This window comes from Streptomyces sp. NPDC006207 (assembly GCF_040613835.1).
Lineage (GTDB): Bacteria > Actinomycetota > Actinomycetes > Streptomycetales > Streptomycetaceae > Actinacidiphila.
The window spans coordinates 105,567-127,442 of sequence record NZ_JBEXSX010000020.1 but is presented as its reverse complement, the minus strand read 5'-3'; the positions used below and the strand labels follow the sequence as shown (position 1 = coordinate 127,442).

The 21,876-nt window shown below is 74.2% G+C and carries 21 protein-coding genes; 7 read left to right on the top strand and 14 right to left on the bottom strand.

Annotated elements, in window-relative coordinates; genetic code table 11:
* Genes ABZ312_RS18465 through ABZ312_RS18445 form a run of 5 tightly spaced genes read right to left on the bottom strand, consistent with a single transcriptional unit; the run spans nucleotide 1 to nucleotide 5,239 of the window.
* A complete protein-coding gene (locus ABZ312_RS18465) occupies nucleotides 1-846 on the bottom strand; it encodes a glycosyltransferase family 2 protein (RefSeq protein ID WP_500323958.1) in 846 nt (281 codons plus the stop codon).
* A 53-nt stretch (nucleotides 847-899) separates the two neighbouring features.
* Nucleotides 900-1,685: a CDP-alcohol phosphatidyltransferase family protein gene (locus ABZ312_RS18460; RefSeq protein ID WP_500323853.1), complete on the bottom strand. Its 786-nt coding sequence runs from the start codon at nucleotides 1,683-1,685 to the stop codon at nucleotides 900-902.
* Nucleotides 1,663-2,724 (bottom strand): iron-containing alcohol dehydrogenase family protein, encoded by a 1,062-nt coding sequence (locus ABZ312_RS18455; RefSeq protein WP_500358958.1) that lies wholly within the window; start codon nucleotides 2,722-2,724, stop codon nucleotides 1,663-1,665. Before ABZ312_RS18455 ends, ABZ312_RS18460 begins: the two co-directional genes overlap by 23 nt.
* A complete protein-coding gene (locus ABZ312_RS18450) occupies nucleotides 2,712-3,461 on the bottom strand; it encodes a phosphocholine cytidylyltransferase family protein (RefSeq protein WP_500323851.1) in 750 nt (249 codons plus the stop codon). The genes ABZ312_RS18455 and ABZ312_RS18450 overlap by 13 nt, the downstream gene beginning before the upstream one ends.
* The gene (locus tag ABZ312_RS18445) at nucleotides 3,458-5,239 is read right to left on the bottom strand and encodes a DUF5941 domain-containing protein (RefSeq protein WP_500438206.1); all 1,782 of its coding nucleotides are present in this window, start codon (nucleotides 5,237-5,239) and stop codon (nucleotides 3,458-3,460) included. The genes ABZ312_RS18450 and ABZ312_RS18445 overlap by 4 nt, the downstream gene beginning before the upstream one ends.
* Before the next feature lie 420 nt (nucleotides 5,240-5,659).
* On the opposite strand from ABZ312_RS18445, the gene galE reads away from it, so the two are divergent.
* From galE to idi, 3 genes are all read left to right on the top strand, one after another.
* Nucleotides 5,660-6,646 carry a UDP-glucose 4-epimerase GalE gene (gene galE, locus ABZ312_RS18440; protein ID WP_500438196.1) on the top strand — a complete coding sequence of 329 codons (987 nt, stop codon included), beginning with the start codon at nucleotides 5,660-5,662 and terminating at the stop codon, nucleotides 6,644-6,646.
* A gap of 183 nt (nucleotides 6,647-6,829) precedes the next feature.
* On the top strand, nucleotides 6,830-7,780 hold the full coding sequence (locus ABZ312_RS18435) for a cation diffusion facilitator family transporter (RefSeq protein WP_500323849.1): 951 nt from the start codon (nucleotides 6,830-6,832) through the stop codon (nucleotides 7,778-7,780).
* Between the two features lie 112 nt (nucleotides 7,781-7,892).
* On the top strand, nucleotides 7,893-8,501 hold the full coding sequence (gene idi / locus ABZ312_RS18430; RefSeq protein WP_500438194.1) for an isopentenyl-diphosphate Delta-isomerase: 609 nt from the start codon (nucleotides 7,893-7,895) through the stop codon (nucleotides 8,499-8,501).
* Between the two features lie 87 nt (nucleotides 8,502-8,588).
* Here the strand turns inward: idi and ABZ312_RS18425 are convergent, their stop codons facing one another.
* Both ABZ312_RS18425 and ABZ312_RS18420 read right to left on the bottom strand, forming a co-directional pair.
* On the bottom strand, nucleotides 8,589-9,080 hold the full coding sequence (locus tag ABZ312_RS18425; RefSeq protein ID WP_500323847.1) for an ATP-binding protein: 492 nt from the start codon (nucleotides 9,078-9,080) through the stop codon (nucleotides 8,589-8,591).
* A gap of 210 nt (nucleotides 9,081-9,290) precedes the next feature.
* A complete protein-coding gene (locus ABZ312_RS18420; RefSeq protein ID WP_500323846.1) occupies nucleotides 9,291-9,899 on the bottom strand; it encodes an HdeD family acid-resistance protein in 609 nt (202 codons plus the stop codon).
* Nucleotides 9,900-10,050: 151 nt separating this feature from the next.
* Here ABZ312_RS18420 and ABZ312_RS18415 point away from each other — a divergent pair, with 151 nt between their 5' ends.
* A complete protein-coding gene (locus ABZ312_RS18415; protein ID WP_500358959.1) occupies nucleotides 10,051-10,827 on the top strand; it encodes an enoyl-CoA hydratase/isomerase family protein in 777 nt (258 codons plus the stop codon).
* Here ABZ312_RS18415 and ABZ312_RS18410 read toward each other — a convergent pair.
* The gene (locus tag ABZ312_RS18410; protein WP_500358960.1) at nucleotides 10,805-11,470 is read right to left on the bottom strand and encodes a pyridoxamine 5'-phosphate oxidase family protein; all 666 of its coding nucleotides are present in this window, start codon (nucleotides 11,468-11,470) and stop codon (nucleotides 10,805-10,807) included. The two genes, ABZ312_RS18415 and ABZ312_RS18410, sit on opposite strands and share 23 nt — an antisense overlap.
* A 196-nt stretch (nucleotides 11,471-11,666) precedes the next feature.
* Between ABZ312_RS18410 and ABZ312_RS18405 the strand changes: the two genes are divergently transcribed.
* Nucleotides 11,667-12,548, top strand: a complete 882-nt coding sequence (locus ABZ312_RS18405) for an SCO6745 family protein (RefSeq protein WP_500358961.1) — start codon at nucleotides 11,667-11,669, stop codon at nucleotides 12,546-12,548.
* Between the two features lie 71 nt (nucleotides 12,549-12,619).
* Here the strand turns inward: ABZ312_RS18405 and ABZ312_RS18400 are convergent, their stop codons facing one another.
* Entirely contained in the window at nucleotides 12,620-13,564 is a 945-nt protein-coding gene (locus ABZ312_RS18400; RefSeq protein ID WP_500438192.1) for an EamA family transporter, read from the bottom strand.
* A gap of 73 nt (nucleotides 13,565-13,637) precedes the next feature.
* Between ABZ312_RS18400 and ABZ312_RS18395 the strand changes: the two genes are divergently transcribed.
* The gene (locus tag ABZ312_RS18395) at nucleotides 13,638-14,558 is read left to right on the top strand and encodes a LysR family transcriptional regulator (RefSeq protein ID WP_500323841.1); all 921 of its coding nucleotides are present in this window, start codon (nucleotides 13,638-13,640) and stop codon (nucleotides 14,556-14,558) included.
* A 38-nt stretch (nucleotides 14,559-14,596) separates the two neighbouring features.
* Here the strand turns inward: ABZ312_RS18395 and ABZ312_RS18390 are convergent, their stop codons facing one another.
* From ABZ312_RS18390 to ABZ312_RS18370, 5 genes are all read right to left on the bottom strand, one after another.
* The gene (locus ABZ312_RS18390) at nucleotides 14,597-15,514 is read right to left on the bottom strand and encodes a DMT family transporter (protein WP_500438190.1); all 918 of its coding nucleotides are present in this window, start codon (nucleotides 15,512-15,514) and stop codon (nucleotides 14,597-14,599) included.
* A 44-nt stretch (nucleotides 15,515-15,558) separates the two neighbouring features.
* Nucleotides 15,559-17,643 (bottom strand): FUSC family protein, encoded by a 2,085-nt coding sequence (locus tag ABZ312_RS18385; protein ID WP_500438204.1) that lies wholly within the window; start codon nucleotides 17,641-17,643, stop codon nucleotides 15,559-15,561.
* A gap of 326 nt (nucleotides 17,644-17,969) precedes the next feature.
* Entirely contained in the window at nucleotides 17,970-18,650 is a 681-nt protein-coding gene (locus ABZ312_RS18380; RefSeq protein WP_500323955.1) for a L,D-transpeptidase family protein, read from the bottom strand.
* Between the two features lie 29 nt (nucleotides 18,651-18,679).
* Nucleotides 18,680-19,168 (bottom strand): glutathione peroxidase, encoded by a 489-nt coding sequence (locus ABZ312_RS18375; protein ID WP_499515182.1) that lies wholly within the window; start codon nucleotides 19,166-19,168, stop codon nucleotides 18,680-18,682.
* Nucleotides 19,169-19,280: 112 nt separating this feature from the next.
* Nucleotides 19,281-20,921 carry an ABC-F family ATP-binding cassette domain-containing protein gene (locus ABZ312_RS18370; protein ID WP_500438188.1) on the bottom strand — a complete coding sequence of 547 codons (1,641 nt, stop codon included), beginning with the start codon at nucleotides 20,919-20,921 and terminating at the stop codon, nucleotides 19,281-19,283.
* Nucleotides 20,922-21,023: 102 nt separating this feature from the next.
* Between ABZ312_RS18370 and ddaH the strand changes: the two genes are divergently transcribed.
* Nucleotides 21,024-21,800, top strand: a complete 777-nt coding sequence (gene ddaH, locus ABZ312_RS18365; RefSeq protein WP_500323838.1) for a dimethylargininase — start codon at nucleotides 21,024-21,026, stop codon at nucleotides 21,798-21,800.
* Nucleotides 21,801-21,876 lie beyond the last annotated feature (76 nt).

Genomic DNA, 21,876 nt, shown 5'->3' with positions numbered 1-21,876 from the left:
TCAGATGATGGGGGGCCGGCCCAGTCGGGCGAGGCGCCACACGGTCCGCCACCGCATGGGCCGGCGCGGGCCGCTCGGGGTCGTCCAGCCCTCCTTGAAACCGCCGAACCACGCCCTCAGCGCGGGGCCCGAGGGTCTGCGCAGCAGGGTCAGCAGCATCCACACGCCGAGGTAGACGGGGACCAGGACCCAGGGCAGGTTGCGGCGGGCCAGCCACACGCGGTTGCGGGCCACCATCCGGTGGTAGACCGCGTGCCGGCTCGGAGCGGTCAGCGGGTGGAACAGCACCATGTCCGCGCGGTAGTCGATCATCCAGCCCGCGTCGAGGGCCCGCCAGGCGAGGTCGGTCTCCTCGTGGGCATAGAAGAACTCGTCGGGCAGGCCGCCGACCTGCCGGAAGACCTCCGTGCGCACCGCGTTGGCGCCGCCGAGGAAGGTGGTCACGCGCGAGGAGCGCAGGGGGTCGGATGCCCGCAGCCGGGGGACGTGGCGGCGCTGGGTGGTCCCGGACTCCGGGTCGGCGATCCGGAAGCTGACGATGCCGAGCCGCGGGTCCGCGGCGAAGGCCTCGCGGACCAGCTCCGCGGTGTCCTCGTTCGGCAGCAGTCCGTCGTCGTCCAGGAAGAGCAGGACGTCCACCTCGCCGCCACCGGGGCCGAAGGCCTCGATGCCGACGTTGCGGCCGCCGGGGATGCCCAGGTTCTCGGGCAGCTCGACGGCCCGCACCCCGGCGGGCAGCTCGGGCAGCGGTGAACCGTTGCCGACCACGGCGACCTCGATCGCCGGGCCGCGCTGCTTGGCGACCGAGTCCAGCAGGTCGCGCAGTTCCTCGGGGCGGTTGCCCATGGTGATGATCACCGCGCCGAGGCGGATCGTTCCGGCCGACGTCCCCACGGCGCTCACCTCAGCCTGCTCGACGCGAGGATCGACACCAGGTGCAGCAGCGTCTGCAGCACGGCGATGGCGGCCAGGAGGCAGACGGCGATGCGGGTGAAGAGCAGGTCGCCGTGGACGAAGTCCGCGACACCGGCGGCGAGGATCAGCAGCGAGGCCTCGACACCGCCCACCAGCCGGTGGAACTTCAGCGCGGCCGCGGCCTTGCGGGCCAGCGCCAGTCCGGAGGACCGGGGCACGGAGGCCTCGTCCTGGACGGCGGACAGACCGCTGCGGGAGCGGGCCACGTCCACCAGGTCCGTCTCGGCCTTGATCAGGATCGCGCCGAGCGCGGCCAGCGTCCCCAGGAACGCCCAGCCCCACTGGGTGGTGGCGCCGTCGCGGTGGAAGAGGTCGGCCGCGCGCAGCCCGAAGCCGACCAGCAGCGCCGCCTCGGACAGGTAGTGCCCCACCCGGTCGAGGTAGACGCCGGTGATCGAGGTCTGCTTGCGCCAGCGCGCGACCTCGCCGTCGACGCAGTCCAGCAGCAGGTACAGCTGGATCAGCAGCGCGCCGGCGACGGCGCCGGGCAGGCCGGGCACGAGCAGCGCCGCGCCGGCCGCGATGCCCGCGACGATCATGAGGTACGTGAGCTGGTTGGGGGTCACCCGGCTGTTGACGAGGTGCCGGGTCCAGCGCAGCGAGATCTCCCGCATGTAGATGCGCCCGGCCCAGTGCTCACCGCTGCGCCGGTCCTTCAGCCCCGAGGGGTGAACGACCGGCCGCAGCTCAGCTACCGATGGTTTTGGCATAGTCGGCGTATGCGTCCCTGATCTGGTCGGTGGAGAGCTCCAGGTGCTCCAGGATCGTGTAACGCCCGGGGCGGGTCTGCGGAGCGTATTCGACGGCCGTGACGAACTCGGCCTCGGTGAAGCCGATTTCACCCGGCGTCGTGGGCAGCCCGTGGCGGTGCAGCACCTCCGCGAAGAGGCCGGCCTCCTCCTCGGCGCCGCGCAGGAACATCGCGAAGGCGGCGCCGATGCCGACCTGCTCGCCGTGGGCGGCGGCCCGCTTGGGGTACAGCAGGTCGATCGCGTGGCTGATCTCGTGGCACGCCCCGGAGGCGGGGCGGCTGTCGCCGCTGATCGACATCGCGATGCCGGTGAGCACCAGCGCCTCGGACAGCACGGTCAGGAATTCGTCCTCACCCGTGCCGCCGGGGTGCCGCAGCACCGACTCGCCGGCGGTGCGCGCCATGGCGGCGGCCAGCCCGTCGATCGGCTCACCGGTCTCGCGGTGGGACAGCTCCCAGTCCGCGATCGCCGAGATGTTGGACAGGGCGTCGCCGATGCCGGAGCGCACGTAGCGGACCGGGGCCTCGCGGATCACGTCCAGGTCGATGACGAGCCCGATCGGGGTCGGCACGCCGTAGGAGCCGCGGCCGTTGTCGTTGTCCAGGGTGGACACCGGCGAGCAGATGCCGTCGTGCGAGAGGTTGGTCGCCACCGCCACCAGCGGCAGGCCGACGCGCGCTGCGGCGTACTTGGCGGCGTCGATGATCTTGCCGCCGCCGAGCCCGACCACCGCGTCGTAGCGGTTGCCGCGCATGGCGTCGGCGAGCTTCACCGCGCTGTCGATGGAACCGCCCGCGACCTCGTACCAGTCCGCGCCCGGCAGCGCCGGGGCGAGCCGCGCCCGCAGGAGGGCCCCCGAACCGCTGCTTATCGCGATGGCCAGCCTGCCGGAACTGGAGATGCGCTGGTCGGCGAGTACGGTCGCCAGGTCGTCCAGGGCTCCGGCACGGATGTCGACGACGACCGGCGAGGGGATGAGCCTCGTCAGTACCGGCACGCGATCTCCCGGGCACGGTTCAGGTCGTCGTGGTTGTCGATCTCGACCCAGGAGACCTCGCCGATGGGGGCGACGTCGACCTGGAAGCCGCGGTTGACCAGCTCCTGGTAGCCGTCCTCGTAGTACAGCTGCGGGTCGCGCTCGTAGGTGGCCTTCAGCGCGTCGGCGAGGTCGGCGGCGGCCTCGCCCTCGATGAGGGTGACGCCGATGTACTCACCGGTGGCGGACGCCGGGTCCATCAGCTTGGTGATCCGCTGGACGCCCTTGCCCTCGGCCGTGATGACCTTCATCTCCTCGTCGGCGAGCTGCTTCACCGTGTCGAGGGCGAGGACGATGCGCTGCCCGTTGCCGCGGGCGGCGAGCAGGGTCTTCTCGACGGAGACCGGGTGCACGGTGTCTCCGTTGGCGAGGATGACGCCTTCCTTGATGACGTCACGGGCGCACCACAGGGAGTAGGCGTTGTTCCACTCCTCGGCCTTGTCGTTCTCGACGAGGTGGAGCTTCAGGCCGTACTTGGCCTCCAGCTCGGCCTGCCGCTCGTAGACGGCCTCCTTGCGGTATCCCACGACGATGGCGGCCTCGGTCAGGCCGACCTCGGCGAAGTTGCCCAGCGTGAGGTCCAGCACGGTCGTGGTCCCCTCACCCGCCGGGTCCACGGGCACCAGGGCCTTCGGCAGGGTGTCGGTGTAGGGGCGCAGTCGCCGTCCGGCGCCGGCCGCCAGCACGAGGCCGATCATGCAGGTCCTCCAGTTTCGTCGTGTACAGCGGGTGCATGTGATGACACCCAGAAGCCGATGCTCTCGGTGAGCACCACCACCGCCAGCGCGACGGCGAGAGCCGTCAGCGCGACCGTGAAAATCGTGTTGTGCGCCAGGGCCGCGGCCGCCGCCGTGACCAGCAGTGCCCGGCCTTCGTGACCGCCCGTCGCGCGGACCAGGCCCCGCGGGGGCGCACCGCTCCCGCCGCGGATGCGGTAGACCGTGTCGTAGTGATGGTAGGCGACCGCGGCCACCAGCCCGAAAGCCGCGGGCAATGCTCCGTTCACATCGGAGACCGCCGCGAGCACCAGGATGGTTCCGTATTCGGCCGCGCGGAAGACCGGCGGCACGATCCAGTCGAGGGCTCCCTTGAGCGGCCGGGAGACGGCGAGGGCCGACGTCACGGCGTAGCAGCCGGCGGCGGCCAGGGGCCACGGACTGCCGGCCGGCGCGAGCAGCGACGTGGCGATCATCACTGCCGCGCCCAGCAGGGCGGCCGCCGGGATGCCGTGGCCCCGGAAGAGACGCGCGAGGCCCTCACCGAGCGGGCCGGTGTCGGCGAGGTCGGCCAGTGCCCGGGCCGCGGCGTCGCCGCAGTGCGTCGCCCCGCGCACCGAGCGCAGCACGCGGCCCGCCGTCGTGTAGCAGGCGGCCAGTCCGGAGGCGACGAGGAGCACGGTGAAGGTGATGCGCGGCGTGGTCGCCGCGGTGAGCACCGCGATCAGCGCCCAGCGTTCGCCGATGGGCAGCACGATCATGCGCCGCAGCCACACCGTCCACCCGACGCGGTCGAGCTTCCGGGACAGCGCCGCCGCGCCGGCGCCGGTCGCGCCGTCCTGGGCGGACTCGGAGAAGGCGAAGTCCACGAGGTGGCGGCAGGTCTGCAGCAGTATGGCGCCGAGCGCCAGCGCCCAGACGTCGTCACCGCCGCGGGCCGCGCCGACCGCGAGGCCCGCGTAGTAGGCGTACTCCTTGACGCGGTCGAAGGTCGCGTCCAGCCAGGCGCCGAGCGTGGAGTACTGCAGCGAGTAACGGGCCAGCTGGCCGTCGGCGCAGTCCAGGACGAAGGACGTCAGCAGCAGCACGCCCGCGGCGACGAAGCCCGGCCGGGTGCCGGTGGCCGCGCAGCCGGCCGCGACCAGGGCCACCAGCAGCGAGGCGGTGGTCACCTGGTTCGGGGTGAGTCCGCGGCGGGCGCACCAGCGCGCGATGTGGCAGGAGTAGGGACTGATGAAGAACGTGGTGAAGAAGCCGTCACGGGACTTGACGGCGCTGCGCAGCCGCACCGCCTCGTCGTCCACGGCCGCGACGGCCGCCTCGGCGCTCACGCGCCCCGCGGCGTCGGCCGGTACGGTCGCGATCAGGACGCCGAGCTCAGGACGGTGCACGCGGACGCCGTCCTTCTCCATGCGCCCGGCGAGCCGGTCGGCGAGGGCCTCCCCCTCGTCCGCGCCCTCATCCCCGGTCTCCGCGAGGGCTCGCACGAGGGCGGGGCGGGCGGCGGGCCGCACCGACACGGCGCCCGGCACGGCGGAGACGTCGAAACGCGGATCGACCAGCCCCAGGCGCAGCGCGTGCAGGTGCCCGACGAAGCACGGGTCGACCACGGCGACGCGGTCGGCCGCCGGGGCGGCGCGGAGGCTCGCCGCGAGCGAGGCGGCGTCCTCCGCGGTGACGACCTCGAACCCGAGGGTCCGCAGGTCGCCCTCGATCGGCGACATCGCGACCGGCGTACCGGTGAGGATGGCGGTCGACAGAAGGACTCATCTCCCTGGACGTGCGTGAGTACTCGGCGCCTGCCGGGGACGCCGCCGCCACAGGGTGCGACGTGCCGCGGGGCCGTGTCGGCAGAGGCTATCGGATTCCCGGAAGGCTCCGTTCACCGGCCGTTTCCCCTGCGGTGGGCCGCTGGGCGTGATCATCATGGTCGATCGCACGGGCGTCGACAACCGCCCGGTACGCCCCGTGGAACAGGGGTCACTGTGGGTGCAGGTGAGTGGCCGCTCCGGGAGGGGTGCCGGGTGGCCGTTCGAACGGCCCGGGGGTGCGTGGTGGGACCGGGACGTCGCCGGGTCCCGGTGCCGGCCCGGCGTCCGTCCGTCCGCGTTCCTCGACCCGGTGTTCCGCGAGCCGACGGCGGCGGACCCGCTCCCGCGCCGAACCACTAGGGTGGCGCCATGACTTGGTTGATCACCGGCGGGGCCGGCTTCATCGGATCTCACGTGGTGCGGGCGATGAGCGGCGCGGGCGAGCGCGTGGTCGTGCTCGACGACGGCTCGGCCGGTGTGCCGGCCCGTGTGCCCGCGGACGTCCCCGTGGTGACCGGCTCCGTCCTGGACCGCGCCGTGCTGGACCGCGCGATCGCCGAGCACGGCGTCACGGGCGTCGTGCACCTGGCCGCCAGGAAGCAGGTCGGCGAATCGGTCGAACAGCCGATGCGCTACTACCGGGAGAACCTCGGCGGCCTCGGGACGCTGCTGGAGGCGGTGGCGGACGCGGGGATCGGCCGTTTCGTCTTCTCCTCCTCCGCCGCCGTGTACGGCCTGCCCGACGTGCCGCTGGTGACCGAGTCCACGCCGTGCCTGCCACTGAGCCCCTACGGCGAGACCAAGCTGGCCGGCGAGTGGCTGGTCCGCGCGGCCGGGCGGGCGCACGGGATCTCCACCGCCTGCCTGCGTTACTTCAACGTCGCGGGGGCGGCCGAGCCCCGGCTGGCCGACACCGGGGTGTTCAACATCGTCCCGATGGTCTTCGACAAGCTGACCCGCGGCGAGGCCCCGCAGATCTTCGGCGACGACTACCCCACCCCCGACGGCACGTGCGTGCGCGACTACATCCACGTCGAGGACCTCGCCGACGCCCATCTCGCGGCCGCCCACTGGGTCGGCGAGCGCGACGGCGGCACGGACCTGACGGTGAACATCGGACGCGGCGAGGGCGTCTCCGTCCGGGAGCTGATCGACATCGTCCTCGAGGTCACCGGCCGCAAGGACGTCACGCCGGTGATCCTGCCGCGGCGCGCGGGCGACCCGGCGAGCGTGGTCGCCTCGTCCGCGCTGATCCGCCGGGAACTGGGCTGGACGGCGAGCCGCGGCATCCGCGAGATGGTGGAGTCCGCGTGGGAGGGCTGGTGCCTGAACCACCCGCAGGCGCGCCGCGCCTGACCACGGGCGCTCCCCCCGCGGCCGTCACGCTCCCCATCGCCGCAGGTCACCGCGGCTGACAGCACCTGACAGCGGCCACCGTCGGCGAGTTGCCCACGGAAGGTGACCGTTGTTCACTGGGCACGCCGGTCTCCGCGCGCGGGCACGCCGTCGCGTGGAGGCGGCGGACGGGAGCGTCGGGCGATGGGCGCAGGGCACGCGCACGGCCACGGCCACTCGCACGGGCCGGGATCCGTACCGACGGGCACCGCGGCCGCCGCGTACCGCGGGCGGCTGCGCATGGCGCTCGGCATCACGCTGCTGATCCTGGTGGCCGAGGTCACGGGCAGCGCGCTCACCGGGTCGCTCGCCCTGCTGGCCGACGCCGGGCACATGGCGACCGACGCGGCGGGCCTCGCGATGGCGCTGGTGGCCATCCACTTCGCCAACCGCCCGCCGAGCGAGCGCCGCACCTTCGGGCTGGCGCGCGCCGAGATCCTGTCGGCGGTGGCCAACGCGGTGCTGCTGTTCGGCGTGGGCGCCTTCATCTTCTACGAGGCGGTCCGCCGGCTCATCACGCCCACCGAGGTGGAGGGCGGGCTCACCGTCGTCTTCGGTGCGATCGGCCTGGTGGCGAACTCGGTGTCCCTGCTGCTGCTGATGCGCGGGCAGCGCGAGAGCCTGAACGTCCGGGGTGCGTTCCTGGAGGTCATGGCGGACGCGCTGGGCTCGCTGGCCGTCGTCGTGGCGGCGCTGGTGATCCTGGCCACCGGCTGGCAGCAGGCGGACCCGGTCGCCTCGATCCTGATCGGGCTGATGATCGTCCCGCGGACGTGGAAGCTGCTGCGCGAGGCGATCGACGTCCTGCTGGAGGCCGCGCCCAAGGACGTGGACATGGCCGACGTGCGGGCGCACATCCTCGCGCTGCCCGGCGTGGCCGGGCTGCACGACCTGCACGTGTGGACGATCACCTCGGGGATGCCGGTGCTCTCCGCGCACGTCGTGGTGAGCCGGGACGTCCTGGACGCGGTCGGCCACGAGAAGATGCTGCACGACCTGCAGGGCTGCCTCGGCACCCACTTCGACGTGGAGCACTGCACCTTCCAGCTGGAGCCGGTCGGACACGCGGAGCACGAGGCGCGGTTGTGCCACTGACGGCACGCCGCGCCGTGCGACGCAGTGTCACGAAGCCTGAGCGCGCTGCAACCACGTGGCGTGTCCCCGCGTGAGGCAAACTGAGGTCTTGTCGTCGAAGCAAAGGATGGCCATGCCCACGAGCCCCGCCGCCGACCGGCCCCGCACACCCGCCGCGGACCCCTCCTCCAACGGTGCCCCGGCGCCGATCCTCCTCGAGCTGGTCGACGAGACCGGGGTGACGATCGGGACCGCGGAGAAGCTGTCGGCCCACCTGCCGCCGGGGCGGCTCCACCGTGCGTTCTCGGTCTTCCTCTTCGACGGCGAGGGAAGGCTGCTGCTGCAGCGCCGGGCGGCGGGGAAGTACCACTCCCCCGGCGTGTGGTCGAACACCTGTTGCGGCCATCCCTACCCGGGCGAACCGCCCTTCGTCGCCGCCGCGCGCCGCACCGGCGAGGAGCTCGGTGTGGCGCCCGCCCTGATGCGGGAGGCCGGCACGGTCCGCTACAACCACCCGGACCCGGCGTCGGGGCTGGTCGAGCAGGAGTACAACCACCTCTTCGTCGGCCTGGTGACCGCACCCCTGGAGCCGGATCCGGAGGAGATCGACGAGACCGCGTTCGTGTCGCCCGCCGAGCTCGCCGCGCTCCGCGCCGCCGGGCCGTTCTCGACCTGGTTCCCGACCGTGCTCGATGCCGCGCTGCCGGCGGTGCGCGAGCTTACGGGGGACGCGGGCTGGTAGCCCCGGCCGCTGCGGCCGGTGCGCTCGGTGCGGCCGGCCGCGGTCGGTGCGGTCGGTGCGGTCGTGCGCTCGGTGCGCTCGGTGCGGTCAGTGCACCAGGCCGGGCGGCAGCGGGAGCGCGGCCCAGATGACCTTGCCGCCGGTCGTCGTCTGCTGGACGTCGCACATCCCGCCCGCCTCGGCGGTGACCGTCTTGACCAGCAGCAGGCCGCGCCCGCCGGTGTCGGCGTCGTCGACCTGCAGCGCCTTGGGCCGGTACGGGTGGTTGTCCTCGACGGCCACCCGTACCCAGTCCACTCCGACGGCGAGTTCCACGGCGATCTCGGGAGACAGCAGTGCGGCGTGCCGCACCGCGTTGGTGACCAGCTCGGAGACGATCAGCAGCAGGCCGTGCAGCAGTTCCTCGCTGACCGGCACGCCCTGGCGGACGACCAGGTCCCGTACCGCGTGCCGGGCCTGCGGCACCGAGGAGTCCAGCGCGGGGGCGGTGAAGCGCCACACGCCCTCGTAAGGGCGCGGGACATCCGGCGCCATCGGGGGCACCGGTTCGGAGGGCGGGACGCTCCCGCGTACGTCCATGGCGGTCTTCACCCTTGCATTCGCGATGCACCCCGCGGCCCCCGCGGGCCGCCCACGGCGGCGGCGAGGTCCGCCTCACGGATCGAGTGTCGGCAGCCGACGGGTCCACCCCGAGCCGCTGACCGTAAATCCGCACCTTTCGACCACCTCCGACTCAAGGCGATCGGACGTGTCGGGCCCGTGAGCCCCTACTGATCTGGTACTTCCGGTTCACTGACGCGTCAGCGGGGCGTCCCGGGCATCGGCGACCATTCCGACGATCCGGCGGCCCCCGAGGCCGGCGCCGAGCAGCCCCAGCCCGTCGAAGAGCAGCGCCAGGGAGAAGAAGGCGCCGATGACGTAGAGGCTGCTCTCCGGCCAGTTCGCCAGGACCAGGACCGCCAGCAGGATGCCGATCGCGCCCTGGATGAGCGTCCACACCATGTGCGGCCCGCGCACCACGAGCCCGCCGAAGAGGCGGAAGATCCCGCCGGTCAGGAAGAGCAGGGCCGCGAACATGGTGAGGGCGGCCGCCGTCTGCTCGGGGTTGCGGATCACGACGACCCCGGCGGCGATGTAGAGGGCCGCGACGACCAGGGCGAGCCAGAAGAAGTTGGTGTTGCGGTTCTGCACCGCCTGGACCAGGCCGACGACGCCGCCGACCAGCAGCAGCCAGCCGAAGAGCAGCATCGAGGTGATGGTGGCGAAGCCCACGTAGAACAGCCCGACCAGGCCGCCCACGACGAGGACCGCCCCGAGGGCGGCGACCCAGCCGAAGCTGCGCTTGATCCCGGCCTCAGGGGGCTCGGGATGCTTCTTGCGTCCCTTGAACGGGGTCATGGCCGTCGCCTCCTCGCGCGCGTCGGGAGCCAGTCGGGAGCTACTGCTCATATACCCGATTTGCCGTGGCACGGACCGGGATAGGATCCCCGTCCGGCGGCCGCCGCGATCTCCGGGCAGCCGGGTCGACGACGAGATGAGGGATGCGGGCATGTCCGAGCCGTCCGGGCCCGGCCTGAGGGTGGACACGGCGGGCGCCACGGCCACCGTGACGATCAGCAATCCGGCCAAGCGCAACGCGATGACCGTGGCGATGTGGCGGGAGCTGCCCGGCCTGCTCGACGGCCTCGCCGCGGACCCGGCCGTGCGCGTCCTGGTGCTCACCGGCGCCGGCGGCACCTTCTGCGCCGGAGCGGACATTTCCGACCTGCGCGATCCGGCGAGCGGTTCCGGCACGGCGCAGACCGCGGCCGTGGAGGCGGAGGAGGCGCTCGCGGGGTTCCCCAAGCCGACGCTGGCCGTGATCCGCGGCTTCTGCGTGGGCGGCGGATGCCAGCTCGCGGCCGCCTGCGACCTGCGGTTCGCCGCGGAGGGCTCGCGCTTCGGGGTCACCCCGGCGCGGCTGGGCATCGTCTACCCCGCGTCCTCCACGCGGCGGCTGACGGGGCTGGTCGGGCCCTCGACGGCGAAGCACCTGCTGTTCTCCGCGGAGCTGATCGGTCACGAGCGGGCGCTGCGGACCGGGCTGGTGGACGAGGTGCTGGCGGAGGACGAGCTGGACAAGCGGGTCGAGGAGTTCGCCGGGGTGCTGGCCTCGCGGTCGCTGCTGACGCAGGCGGCGGCCAAGGAGTTCACCGCGCCCGGACCCGACCCCGCGCGGGTCGGGCACTGGGCCCGCCAGGCGGAGGGCAGCGACGACACGGCGGAGGGCGTGGCCGCGTTCCTGGACGGCCGCGAGCCCCGCTTCACGTGGACGGTGGACCGGTAGTCAGCCCCGTCAGGGCCGCCAGGTGCGGCGGCAGCGGCACGCCGTCGCGCAGCGCCGGGTCGGGGACGGGCGTGCCCCACGCGGTGGTGAGCGGCAGGACGCCCGCCCACACGGGCAGCGCGGCGTCCGGCCCGTCGCCGTCCTCGGGCGGGCCGGTGCGGAGCTTCACCGAGGCCTCGTCGGTGGCCAGCGCCAGCAGCGTCGTCGCGGCGAGCTCCCGGCGGTCCGGCCGGCGGGCGTGGTCCCACTGCCCCGGGGCGCACTGCTCGGTGAGCACCCGCAGGCCGTGCAGCTTCTCCTCGGGGCCGGTCACGGTGCGGGGCGTACCGAGGACCATCGCGCTGCGGTAGTTGACGCCGTGCTCGAAGACGGACCGGGCCAGGACCAGGCCGTCCACGTGCGTCACCGTGACGCACACCGGCGCGCCCGGGGCCGGGCGCAGGCTGCGGCTCGCCACGGAGCCGTGCAGGTAGAGGGTGCCGGTGGCGGCGTCGTACCCGTAGGCGGTGGGCACCGCCAGCGGCGTGCCGTCGACGACGACGGCGAGGTGGCACACGAACCCCGCGCCCAGCACGGCGTCCAGGTCGTCGCGGGAGACACTGCCCTGCTCCCGGAGGCGGCGGTGCCGGGTGCGCCCGGTCACGGGAAGCGCACGGTCGGCGGCTGGCACGGGCGGCCTCCGAAGGGTTCGCGGCTACAGGACGCCGAGACTAGTCATATGAGCAACTCCGCGCCACGCTTTCCACGGAATCGGTGGCGATGGCCGTTTGGGCGACGGAATCCGTGTTTCGGCGGTCCCGGTCTCGGCGACATGCCGACCGGTCGGTAACCTGCTGCCCATGACCGCCACCGTCCCCGCCCCCGCGCTGGAACCGCGCGCGGGCCGGCGCTGCCACAACGCCCTCAACCCCCTGCACTCGGTCGTGTACTTCTCGTCCGAGTACGACGACGAACTCTCGGCGCTCGGCCTGGAGCGAGGCGCCATGGCCTACTTCGCCGGGCGGGCGGCCCCGCTGGGCGCCGTCGCGGCGGGGACGGTCACCGCCACGTTCTACAACTTCAACCACGCGATCGTCGCCCCGGTCATACCGCGTGCCTGGGACATCGCGAGCCCGGACGCGATCGTCGGGACCCGGCTGCGGGTGGCCGACGCCGTACTGACGCGGCTGCTGGGACCGGAGGTCATCGCCTCCGCCGACCTCGCCGACGCCGCGCACCTGGCGCTGCGCGCCGCCGAGGCCTGCACGCGCGGGGCCAGGCCCCTCTACGCCGCCAACGCGGACCTGCCGGTGCCGGACCGGCCCCACCTCGCGCTCTGGCACGCCGCCACCCTGCTGCGCGAGCACCGCGGAGACGGTCACCTCGCGGCCCTCGCCGCCGCGGGCCTCGACGGTCTGGAGGCCCTCGTGACCCACACCGCCACCGGCAAGAGCTTCACCCCGCGCTTCGTGCAGCGCAGCCGCGGCTGGTCCGCGCAGGACTGGGCCGCGGCCCAGGACCGGCTCCGGGAGCGCGGTCTCCTCGACGCGGCGGGCGACCTCACCGACCGCGGCGTCGAACTGCGCCGCGAGATCGAGGGCGTGACCGACCGCCTCGACCGCGCCCCCTACGAACACCTCGGCGCAGCCGCCGTCGACCGCCTCACCTCCCTCGCGGGCGCCCTGACCCACCGCGTCCTGAGCAACGGCGGCTTCCCGCTGCAGCACTTCGGCAAGGACTGAGGGGACGTCCTCCGCGCCCCGCTTGCGGTGCGGTTCCCACGACCCCCACCTCGTCCGGCCGCCCGTCGCCGTCAGGGGGTGGGGGCCGGGGCGGCCGGGGCGGGGGTGGGGGGTTCGCTGCGGGTGACCTCGCGGCCGGAGCGGCCCGCCGCGCGCTTCTCGCCGCGGGCGGCGCCGATGCCGGCGACCACGACCAGGGCCGTACCCGCCGCCTGGAGGGCGGTCGGGACCTGGGAGACCAGCACCATCGCGGCGAGGAGGCTGACCGCGGGTTCCATGCCCGCGAGGGTGCCGTAGGCGGTCTTGCCGATCCGCTGCAGGGCCTTCATCTCGAGCAGGAAGGGCACCAGCGGCATCAGGACGGCGATGCCCGCCACCGCCGCGAGCACCGACCACGTGGCGCCCACCACCACGCCCGGGGCGCCGAACGGCGCGGTGAACACCGTGGCGACGCCCAGCGAGACGGCGAGGCCGTGCTGCGCGGAGAAGCGGCTGCCGACGTGCTGGGTGCTGATCACGTACAGCGCCCAGCACGCGCCGGAGGCGACCCCGAACAGGACGCCCGCCAGGTCGGCGCCGCTCTGCCACGGGGAGGTGAGGCACAGGACGCCCGCCGCCGCGAGCAGCAGCCAGGCGAGTTCACGGCGCTGCCGCAAGGAGGCGACCGCGACGGCGAGCGGTCCGAGGAACTCCAGCGCGGTCGCGGTGCCCAGGGGGATGCGGTCGGCGGCTTCCGAGAAGAGCAGCATCATGCCGCCGCTGACCGCGCCGAGCAGGACGACGGCCGCCAGGTCCCGGCGCGGGGCGGCGCGCAGCGCGGGCCACAGCGACCGGCCGGTGAAGGCGAGCAGCAGCACCGCGGCGAAACCGACGCGCAGCCACGTCGTGCCGGCCGGGCCGATCTCGTCGAAGAGTTCCGTCGTCAGGGCGCTTCCGGTGTGCAGCACCGTCATCGCGGCCAGGATCAGCACGGCGCCAGGTATGCGGCGGGTCGTAAAGGTATGCGGCTCGGACACGGCCCCCATTGGACACGCCGCCCGTTGTTTCTGTCCACGCGTCATTGGCGGACGCATTGTTTACGATCGGTGGATGATCGATGCGCCCGACCAGCTCCCCGACCTCGGCCGGCTGCGCCTGCTGGTCGAGCTGAGCCGCCTGGGCACGATGGCCGCCGTCGCCGAGCGCACCGGCTACGGCACCTCCGCCGTCTCCAAGCACCTCGCCGTCCTGGAGCAGGAGGTCGGCACCAGGCTGCTCACCCCGGTCGGCCGCCGGGTACGGCTCACCCCGGCGGGCGAGCGCCTGGTCGGGCACGCCGTGGGGATCCTCGCGGCGGTCGAGGAGGCCCGGGCCGAGCTGCGCGGGGCGTCCGGCCCGGCCGGCCGGGTACGGCTGGCGAGCTTCGTCAGCGCCGTGGAGCCCACGGTCGTGCCCGCGCTCGGCCGGCTCCGCGCGGAGCACCCGCGCGTCGAGGTGCAGCTGTACGAGCACGAGCCGGAGCAGACCCTCGCGCTGCTGCTGTCGGGGGACGTCGACCTCGGCATCGTCTACGACTACAGCCTGGTGCCGCGGCCGGTGCCGGACGGCCTCAGCGCCCGGCAGTTCGCCACCCAGCCGATGGTGCTCCTGCTGCCGTCCGGGCACACCGGCGACCCGGGGCCGGGCGGGCCGGTGCCGCTGTCCGGGCTGAGCCGGCTGTCCGGGGCCGGGTGGATCACCAACTCCCGCGGCAGTGACGACGACGAGCTGGTGCAGCGGGTGTGCGCGATGGCCGGCTTCACCCCGCGGATCGTCCACCGGGTCGACAGCCTGCACCTGGTGAACCTGCTGACCGGGGCGGGGCTCGGTGTGGCGCTGCTCGCCGAGTCGGGGGTGGAGCGGCAGCGCGACGACGTGGTGACCCGTCCGCTGGACCCGCTGGTCGGCACGCGCCGGCACTTCCTGGTGGCACGCGCCGGTCAGTGGTCGTGGCCGCCGATCGCGACGGTCGCCCGGCTGCTCACGGGGTGAGCGCGCCGGGCGACCGCGGTGGTCACGTGGTCACGTGGTCAGTGGACGATCCTGACGGGTTCCTCGCCGGATCCGCCGACGTCGGCCGCGTCCTTCCGGGACGTGCCGTGCGCGCAGGGCATCGCCGGGTGCCGGCCCAGCAGCACGACGCCCACGGCGATCGCCGCGAGCCCCGCCGCCTCCCAGGCCAGCGCGCCCGGCGTGACGCGCACGCGGTCGCCCAGGAAGCCGACGCCGCAGGCGATCCCGGCGAGCGGCTGGGCGGCGGTCAGCGCGGGCAGCGACATGCGCAGCGGGGCCGTCTCGAAGGCGCTCTGCACGAGCATCAGCCCCGTCAGGCCCATCGCGACGACGGCGTACGGCTGCCAGTGCATGAGGAGCGCGCCGACGCCCTCGTCCTCGGCCACCTGGCCGGAGATCCGGGTCAGGGCGTCCTGGAGGCCGTAGAGCAGGCCCGCGGCGAGCGCCAGCACCGTGGCCTCGGGCGACGGGCGCAGCCGCCGCGCGCAGCCCACCAGGAGCAGCGCCAGGCCGACGACGACGCCGACCACGAGCCAGTGCCGCAGCGCCCCTGCGGGCGGTCCGCCGCCCGAGGGCCGGCCGGCCACGATGAACGCCGTCACGCCGAGCGCCAGCAGCGCCACGCCCGACCAGCCGTGCCACCCGAGTCTCTGGCCGGTGAGGCGGCGGGAGAGCGCCATCGCGAAGAGCAGGTTGGTCGCGGTCAGCGGTTCGACGAGCGAGACCTCGCCCTTGGTGAGCGCGAGGGCGCTGAGCAGCATGCCGCAGATCATCAGGAAGACGCCGAGCAGCCACTGCGGCATGCGCATGAGGTCCAGCAGCAGCCTGAAGGAGAGGAAGTCGGACAGCGGGGCACGCTGGGCGGCCAGCTGCTGGAGCACGAAGCCCAGCCCCAGACAGCAAGCGGCCCCCACCCCGAGCAGGAATACGGCCACCTCGTCAACCTCCCGGTGTCGCCGACTGGCCCGACCTTAGCCCCTCACCCGTCTTGATCGCGACGATTGTCCGCCTCTGGCTCCCGGCCCGCGGCCGCGGCGGTCGCGGCGGTCGCGGCGGTCGCGGCGGGGTGCCGTGTGGTGCGCCTGCCCCGCGCGGGCACGGGCAGGCCCGCCATGATGGCGCGGATGAAGTGCAGCTCGGCTACGACGTCGGCGAGCGTCTCGCACTCGGGGGCCGCCGGGAGCTCCGGAGGGCCCGCGGCGGGGGCCCTGCCGTCCAGGGTGTCGGCGACCGCCGTGAGCGCGGCGGCCACCTGCGCCCCCTCGCGGGCCGACGGACGCGGGGCCCCTTGCTCCATTCGGACGACGCAGGCGGTGGCCGCGTCCACGATCCGCTCGGAGGCGGCGACCACCCGGAACCAGTCGCCGTTCCCGCCGTGCCGCGAGGGCAGCTCGGCGGCCAGGGTCTCGGCGGCGACGCGGGCCTCGCCCAGGGCGCTGTAGGCCGCCCGCCGCAGCACCCTGCGTTCCTCGGGCCGCTCGCCGGCGGGCACGGTCAGGACGTGGTCGAGGTAGTCCCCGGTGCGCCGCTGTGCGACGGCCACCAGGTGGCCGACCCGCGCGGTGGGGTCGGCGAGCCGCGGGAGGTGGCCCACGACGACGACGATCGCGCAGGCGATCGCGGTGTCCAGCAGGCGGGACAGGGCGGCCTGGGTGTCGCCGCCGGCCCAGACGAACGCCAGCACCATGATCGTGACGGCGGAGGTCTGCAGCGCGAAGTGGCGGGCCGCGAACGGCAGCAGCGCGCCCGCCACCGAGGCGCAGACCGCGGTCCACCAGATCCCGCCCCCGAGGACCGCGGCCACCGCGGCGAAGACCAGCACGCCGAGCGCCGTGCCGAAGCAGCGGTTGACGACCCGGGAGAACAGCGGGCCGATGTCCGGCTTCACCAGGAACGCCGCCGTGAGCGGCAGCCAGTACCAGTGGTCCGCCCGCAGGGCCAGGGCCACGGCCGCGCTGGCGGTGACGCACACCGCGACCTTCAGCCCGTACTCACGGCCCACGGGGCCGAGGACGCGGCGGCGCAGCAGCGGCGCCGGGCGGCGGGCGGGGAGCGGCGCGGCCTCCTCGGGCCGGTCCGTGTCCGGGACCGTGCGGGCGAAGACGACGGCGGCGTGCAGCAGCATCGCGTCGAAGGCGGCGCGGGCGGGGGTGGCCTGCCCGGGCGCCGGGAGGGGGCCGGGCGGCGTTCCGGTCCGCAGGGCCCGCGCGAGCCGCCGCGGGCCGTCGCCGGTCCCGGGCGGCAGGGGGCGGGCCTCCCAGAGCAGGGCCGCGGCGGCGTCGGTCAGCTCGGTGGCCACGCCGAAGCGCTCGGCGAGCAGCAGTTCGTCGCGGCGTGCGCGGGTACGCAGCAGACGCCGGCTGAGCCGGCGCAGCCGAACCGCCTCGTCACCGCGGTCCAGGGCGGCGCTGAGCCGTCGCCGCGCCGCCTCCGCCCCGGGTCCGCCGACGGCGTCGAGAGCGTCGGCGAGGGCGTCGAAGATCCGGGCCAGCGAGGCGCGCTCGCCCTCCAGCGCCCCGCCGGACGGGCGCGGCGGCCGCAGCACGAGCCGCAGCAGGAGCAGGCAGCCCGCCCCGGCGAGGAACCACAGCGCCTTGTACCAGGGCCCGCCGGGCAGCGGCAGGCCCATACCGATCACCATGGCGGCCAGCCCCTGCATCCCGGCCCGCGAGCAGACCGGGCCGATCACGCTGACCGCGCCCGACACCGCGCCCACCGCGAAGAGCACCGGCAGCCCCCACCACCCGCTCAGGGCGTCCTGCGTCGCGGCACCCACCAGCACGCCGAGCGCGGCGACGAGCGCGGGCAGCCCGATGTGGACGACGCCCGTCCTGCGGGTGCCGGGAAGGTCGTTGAAGCCCGCGAACAGGGCCCCGAGTCCGGCCAGCACCCCGATCTCGACGCGTCCCAGCGCGATCCCCAGCGCGAGCAGGGGCCCGGCCGCCAGCGCCCCGCGCAGCACGGCGGGCCAGGGCACCGGCCCTCGCTGCCAGCGCAGCGGATGGGCCAGCCAGGTCGGCAGGGCGACGGGCCGGCGGCCGGGGCCACGGGGCAGCACGGGCATCCTCACGGGACGGGAACGATCTCAGCGTCGGGAAAAGACGCAGGCCAGCAGGGTTCCGGGCCCTCGCCTCCCCCACCTCAGCCTATCGGCCGCGGGCGAGCAGGCACCGGCCTGGGCCGTGTCGTCGAAGGAGCTCCCCCAGCTCCGCTGGGAGGTGCCCCAGGTGCGGGGCATCACAAGGCGGAGAGCCGTCCTCGTAGTGGGCTGCTCGGACGATTCGACAACGCAGCGTGGGGTGGGGGTACCTCCCAGTGCCGGCTGGGGGAGCGTCGCGGGGTGGGGGCACCCCCGGCCGAAGGTTGGCGGAGGGCATGTGACGACGCGGCCTAGTACCGCGTGACCGCGGTCCCGCCGCGGCCCGGTTCCGTGCCGATCGCGATGTGGGGGTCACGGCCGGGGTCGGCCCAGGCCAGGATGCGACGCATGGCGCCGGCCGGGACCGAGACGCAACCCGCCGTTGCGGCGCGGCCGTTCACGTGGAGGAAGATCCCGGCGCCGCGTTCGCGGACCGGGTGGCGGTAGTTGAAGCCGATGACGAGGGCGTGCGCGTACTGGCGGCCGAAGTCGGCGAGGTGCTCGGACTCCTCGGGGGCGCAGTCCTCGGGCAGCGGTTCGACCCAGCGGTTGTAGGAGTCCGAGGCGTTGTCCTGGCACCACCAGGAGTCCTCGGTGACCGGCAGGTACCGCGTCGTCGTGCCGGGGGGAGGCGCCTTGGTGCCGAACGCGAACGGGAGGTCGTACAGCCCGGTCGGGGTGGTCGAGGTGTCCTGCACCCGGGTCCCGCCCTCGACGAGGCCGCCGCCGCCGAAGCGGGCGGCCGCGGAGCCCGCGGCGACCCAGCGGCCGTCGCGGCGGTCCCACCAGGTCAGCGTCCCAGTGGTGGCCTCCGGGGAGGCGGCGACCGCCGTGATCAGCTGGGTGCCGCCGCCGGTGTCCGCCATGCGGTCCGGCAGCGCGGGCGGCGACCACGGGACCGCGGCCGCCGTGCCGGCCACGACGGCCGGCACGGCGAGGCGCGTCAGTGCCGCGCGCAGGCTCAAGCGGGGAGCTGCGCCTCGATGGCGGCGACGATCTCGTCGGCCTCGGGCTCGGTGCGGGGGCGGAACCGGCCGACGACCTGGCCGTCGCCGCCGACGAGGAACTTCTCGAAGTTCCACTGAACGTCGCCCGCCTGGCCCTCGGCGTCGGCGGTCTCGGTCAGCGCGGCGTACAGCGGGTGCCGCTGCTCACCGTTGACGTCGGCCTTCTCGTAGAGCGGGAAGCTCACGCCGTAGGTCGCGGAGCAGAAGGTCGCGATCTCCTCGGCCGTGCCCGGCTCCTGGCCCGCGAACTGGTTGCTGGGGAAGCCCAGCACGGTGAACCCACGGTCGGCATACCGCTTCTGCAGCCGCTCCAGGCCCTCGTACTGCGGGGTCAGACCGCACTTGGAGGCCACGTTGACGATCAGCAGGGCCTTGCCCCGGTGGTCCGCGAGGGAGGCGGGCTCACCGGTGAGGGTGCGCAGCGGGATGTCGTAGATGCTCACGTTCGGATCTCCTCGTTTGGGGCACGGACGGACCACAGGTCGTCCTTTCAACCCCGGTCACGGTGCCGATCTTCCCATGGGAGGGGGTCCGCGGCACGACCGCGGCGTGACGTCAGTGTTCGGTGACCCGCCCGGAGTCGACCCGGATGCGACGGGTGGTGTGGACGGCCTCCAGCATGCGGCGGTCGTGGGTGACCAGCAGCAGGGTGCCGTCGTAGGAGGCGAGGGCGGACTCGAGCTGCTCGATGGCGGGCAGGTCGAGGTGGTTGGTGGGCTCGTCGAGGACGAGGAGGTTGACGCCGCGGCCCTGCAGGAGGGCGAGGGCGGCCCGGGTGCGCTCGCCCGGGGAGAGGGTGGCGGCGGGGCGCAGCACGTGGGCGGCCTTGAGGCCGAACTTGGCCAGCAGGGTGCGGACGTCGGCGGGGGCCGTGTCGGGGACCTCCGCGCAGAAGGCGTCGAGCAGCGACTCGCCGCCGAGGAAGAGCCTGCGTGCCTGGTCGACCTCGCCGACGACGACTCCGGGCCCGAGGTGGGCGGCGCCGGCGTCCAGCGGGACGCGGCCGAGGAGGGCGGCCAGGAGGGTGGACTTGCCGGAGCCGTTGGCGCCGGTGATGGCGACCCGGTCGGCCCAGTCGACCTGCAGGTCGACGGGCCCCAGGGTGAACCCGGAGCCGCGGTGGACCTCGGCGCCGCGCAGCGTGGCGACGACCGCGCCCGCGCGGGGCGCGGCGGCGATCTCCATGCGCAGCTCCCACTCCTTGCGGGGCTCGTCGACGACGTCGAGGCGTTCGATCATGCGCTGGGTCTGCCGGGCCTTGGCGGCCTGCTTCTCGGTGGACTCGGAGCGCAGCTTGCGGCCGATCTTGTCGTTGTCGCTCGCCTTCCGGCGGGCGTTGCGGACGCCGTGCTCCATCCAGTTGCGCTGCATCCGGGCGCGGGACTCCAGGGCGGCCTTGGTGTCGGCGTACTCCTCGAACTCCTCGCGGGCGTGACGGCGGGCGGTCTCCCGCTCCTCCAGGTAGGCGGCGTAGCCGCCGCCGTAGGTGTTGACCTGCTGCTGGGCGAGGTCGAGTTCGACGACCCTGGTCACGGTGCGGGTGAGGAACTCGCGGTCGTGGCTGACGAGGACGGTGCCCACCTTCAGGCCCCTGACGAAGGCCTCCAGCCGCTCCAGGCCGTCGAGGTCGAGGTCGTTGGTGGGCTCGTCGAGCAGGAAGACGTCGTATCGGCTCAGCAGCAGGGACGCCAGGCCGGCGCGGGCGGCCTGGCCGCCGGACAGGGCGGTCATCGGGAGGTCGAGGCCGACGGTCAGCCCGAGCGAGTCGGTGACCTCCTCGGCGCGCTCCTCGAGGTCCGCGCCGCCGAGGGCGAGCCAGCGCTCCAGGCCGTCGTTGTAGGCGTCGTCCGCGCCGGGCGCCCCGTCGACCAGGGCCTGCGTGGCGGCGTCGAGCTCGGCCTGGGCGGCGGCGACCCCGGTGCGCCGGGCCAGGAAGGCCCGTACGGTCTCGTCCGGGCGGCGTTCGGGCTCCTGCGGGAGGTGGCCGACGGTCGCGGTGGGCGGGCTCAGCCGCAGCTGCCCCTGCTCGGGCGCGCTGAGGCCCGCGAGCAGGCGCAGCAGCGTCGACTTCCCGGCACCGTTGGCACCGACCAGGCCGATGACGTCGCCGGGGGCGACGACGAGGTCGAGGCCGGAGAAGAGGACGCGGTCCCCGTGGCCGGCGGCGAGATCCTTGACGACAAGAGTGGCACTCATCAGGCTGCCGATGCTATCGCCCCGCCGGCCCGCGCCCTGCGGCCCGTGCGTGGCGCCCGGGACGGCCGCCGGCCGTCCCCGATCCCAGGGAGGGAACCTTCCGTGCCGAGCAAGATGGCCCTCGTCCGCCGTCCGGGTCCGCGCCTCGCCGAGGGGCTGGTGACGCACGTCGAGCGCTCCCCCGTCGACGCCGGACTCGCCGCGCGCCAGTGGGAGGGGTACGTGGCGGCGCTGCGCGCCCACGGCTGGGAGACGGTGGAGGTGCCGGCCGCCGACGACTGCCCGGACGCGGTCTTCGTGGAGGACCCGGTGGTCGTCTTCCGCGACGTCGCGCTGCTCGCCCGGTCCGGTGCCGTGTCCCGGCGCCCGGAGACGGCCGGGGTCGGGGAGGCGGTGGCGGCGCTGGGGCTTTCGGTCGACCGGGTCCGCGAGCCGGGCACGCTGGACGGCGGGGACGTGCTGAAGACGGGGGACACCGTGTACGTGGGCCGCGGCGGGCGGACCAACGCCGAGGGCGTCCGGCAGCTGCGGTCCGCGTTCGAGCCGCTGGGGGCGCGAGTGGTCGCCGTTCCCGTCACCAAGGTGCTGCATCTGAAGTCGGCGGTGACGGCGCTGCCCGACGGCACGGTCATCGGGTATCCGCCGCTGGTTGACGACCCGTCGGTCTTCCCCCGCTTCCTGCCGGTGCCGGAGGAGGCGGGGGCCCACGTGGTGCTGCTCGGCGGCGGGCGGCTGCTGATGGCGGCGAGCGCGCCGAGGAGCGCGGAGCTGCTGGGTGATAGGGGATATGAGCCCGTATCAGTGGATATCAGTGAGTTCGAGAAGCTCGAGGGATGCGTGACCTGCCTGTCCGTTCGCCTGCGGAACTTGTACGCCTGACGGCGGGTTGCCTTTTCAGTGTCACCTAACCTACGGTTTCGTAACTTACGATTCCGTAAGCACTCTCAGCGAACAG

Excerpts from the sequence above, each read along its gene's own strand:
- ABZ312_RS18395 (WP_500323841.1), top strand. The coding sequence starts at position 13,638 with ATGATCGATGCGCCCGACCAGCTCCCCGACCTCGGCCGGCTGCGCCTG.
- ABZ312_RS18435 (WP_500323849.1), top strand. The coding sequence starts at position 6,830 with ATGGGCGCAGGGCACGCGCACGGCCACGGCCACTCGCACGGGCCGGGA.
- ABZ312_RS18405 (WP_500358961.1), top strand. The coding sequence starts at position 11,667 with ATGACCGCCACCGTCCCCGCCCCCGCGCTGGAACCGCGCGCGGGCCGG.
- ABZ312_RS18370 (WP_500438188.1), bottom strand. The coding sequence starts at position 20,921 with ATGAGTGCCACTCTTGTCGTCAAGGATCTCGCCGCCGGCCACGGGGAC.
- ABZ312_RS18420 (WP_500323846.1), bottom strand. The coding sequence starts at position 9,899 with ATGACCCCGTTCAAGGGACGCAAGAAGCATCCCGAGCCCCCTGAGGCC.
- idi (WP_500438194.1), top strand. The coding sequence starts at position 7,893 with ATGCCCACGAGCCCCGCCGCCGACCGGCCCCGCACACCCGCCGCGGAC.
- ABZ312_RS18425 (WP_500323847.1), bottom strand. The coding sequence starts at position 9,080 with ATGGACGTACGCGGGAGCGTCCCGCCCTCCGAACCGGTGCCCCCGATG.
- ABZ312_RS18460 (WP_500323853.1), bottom strand. The coding sequence starts at position 1,685 with ATGCCAAAACCATCGGTAGCTGAGCTGCGGCCGGTCGTTCACCCCTCG.
- ABZ312_RS18450 (WP_500323851.1), bottom strand. The coding sequence starts at position 3,461 with ATGATCGGCCTCGTGCTGGCGGCCGGCGCCGGACGGCGACTGCGCCCC.
- ABZ312_RS18385 (WP_500438204.1), bottom strand. The coding sequence starts at position 17,643 with ATGCCCGTGCTGCCCCGTGGCCCCGGCCGCCGGCCCGTCGCCCTGCCG.
- ABZ312_RS18465 (WP_500323958.1), bottom strand. The coding sequence starts at position 846 with ATGGGCAACCGCCCCGAGGAACTGCGCGACCTGCTGGACTCGGTCGCC.
- ABZ312_RS18415 (WP_500358959.1), top strand. The coding sequence starts at position 10,051 with ATGTCCGAGCCGTCCGGGCCCGGCCTGAGGGTGGACACGGCGGGCGCC.
- galE (WP_500438196.1), top strand. The coding sequence starts at position 5,660 with ATGACTTGGTTGATCACCGGCGGGGCCGGCTTCATCGGATCTCACGTG.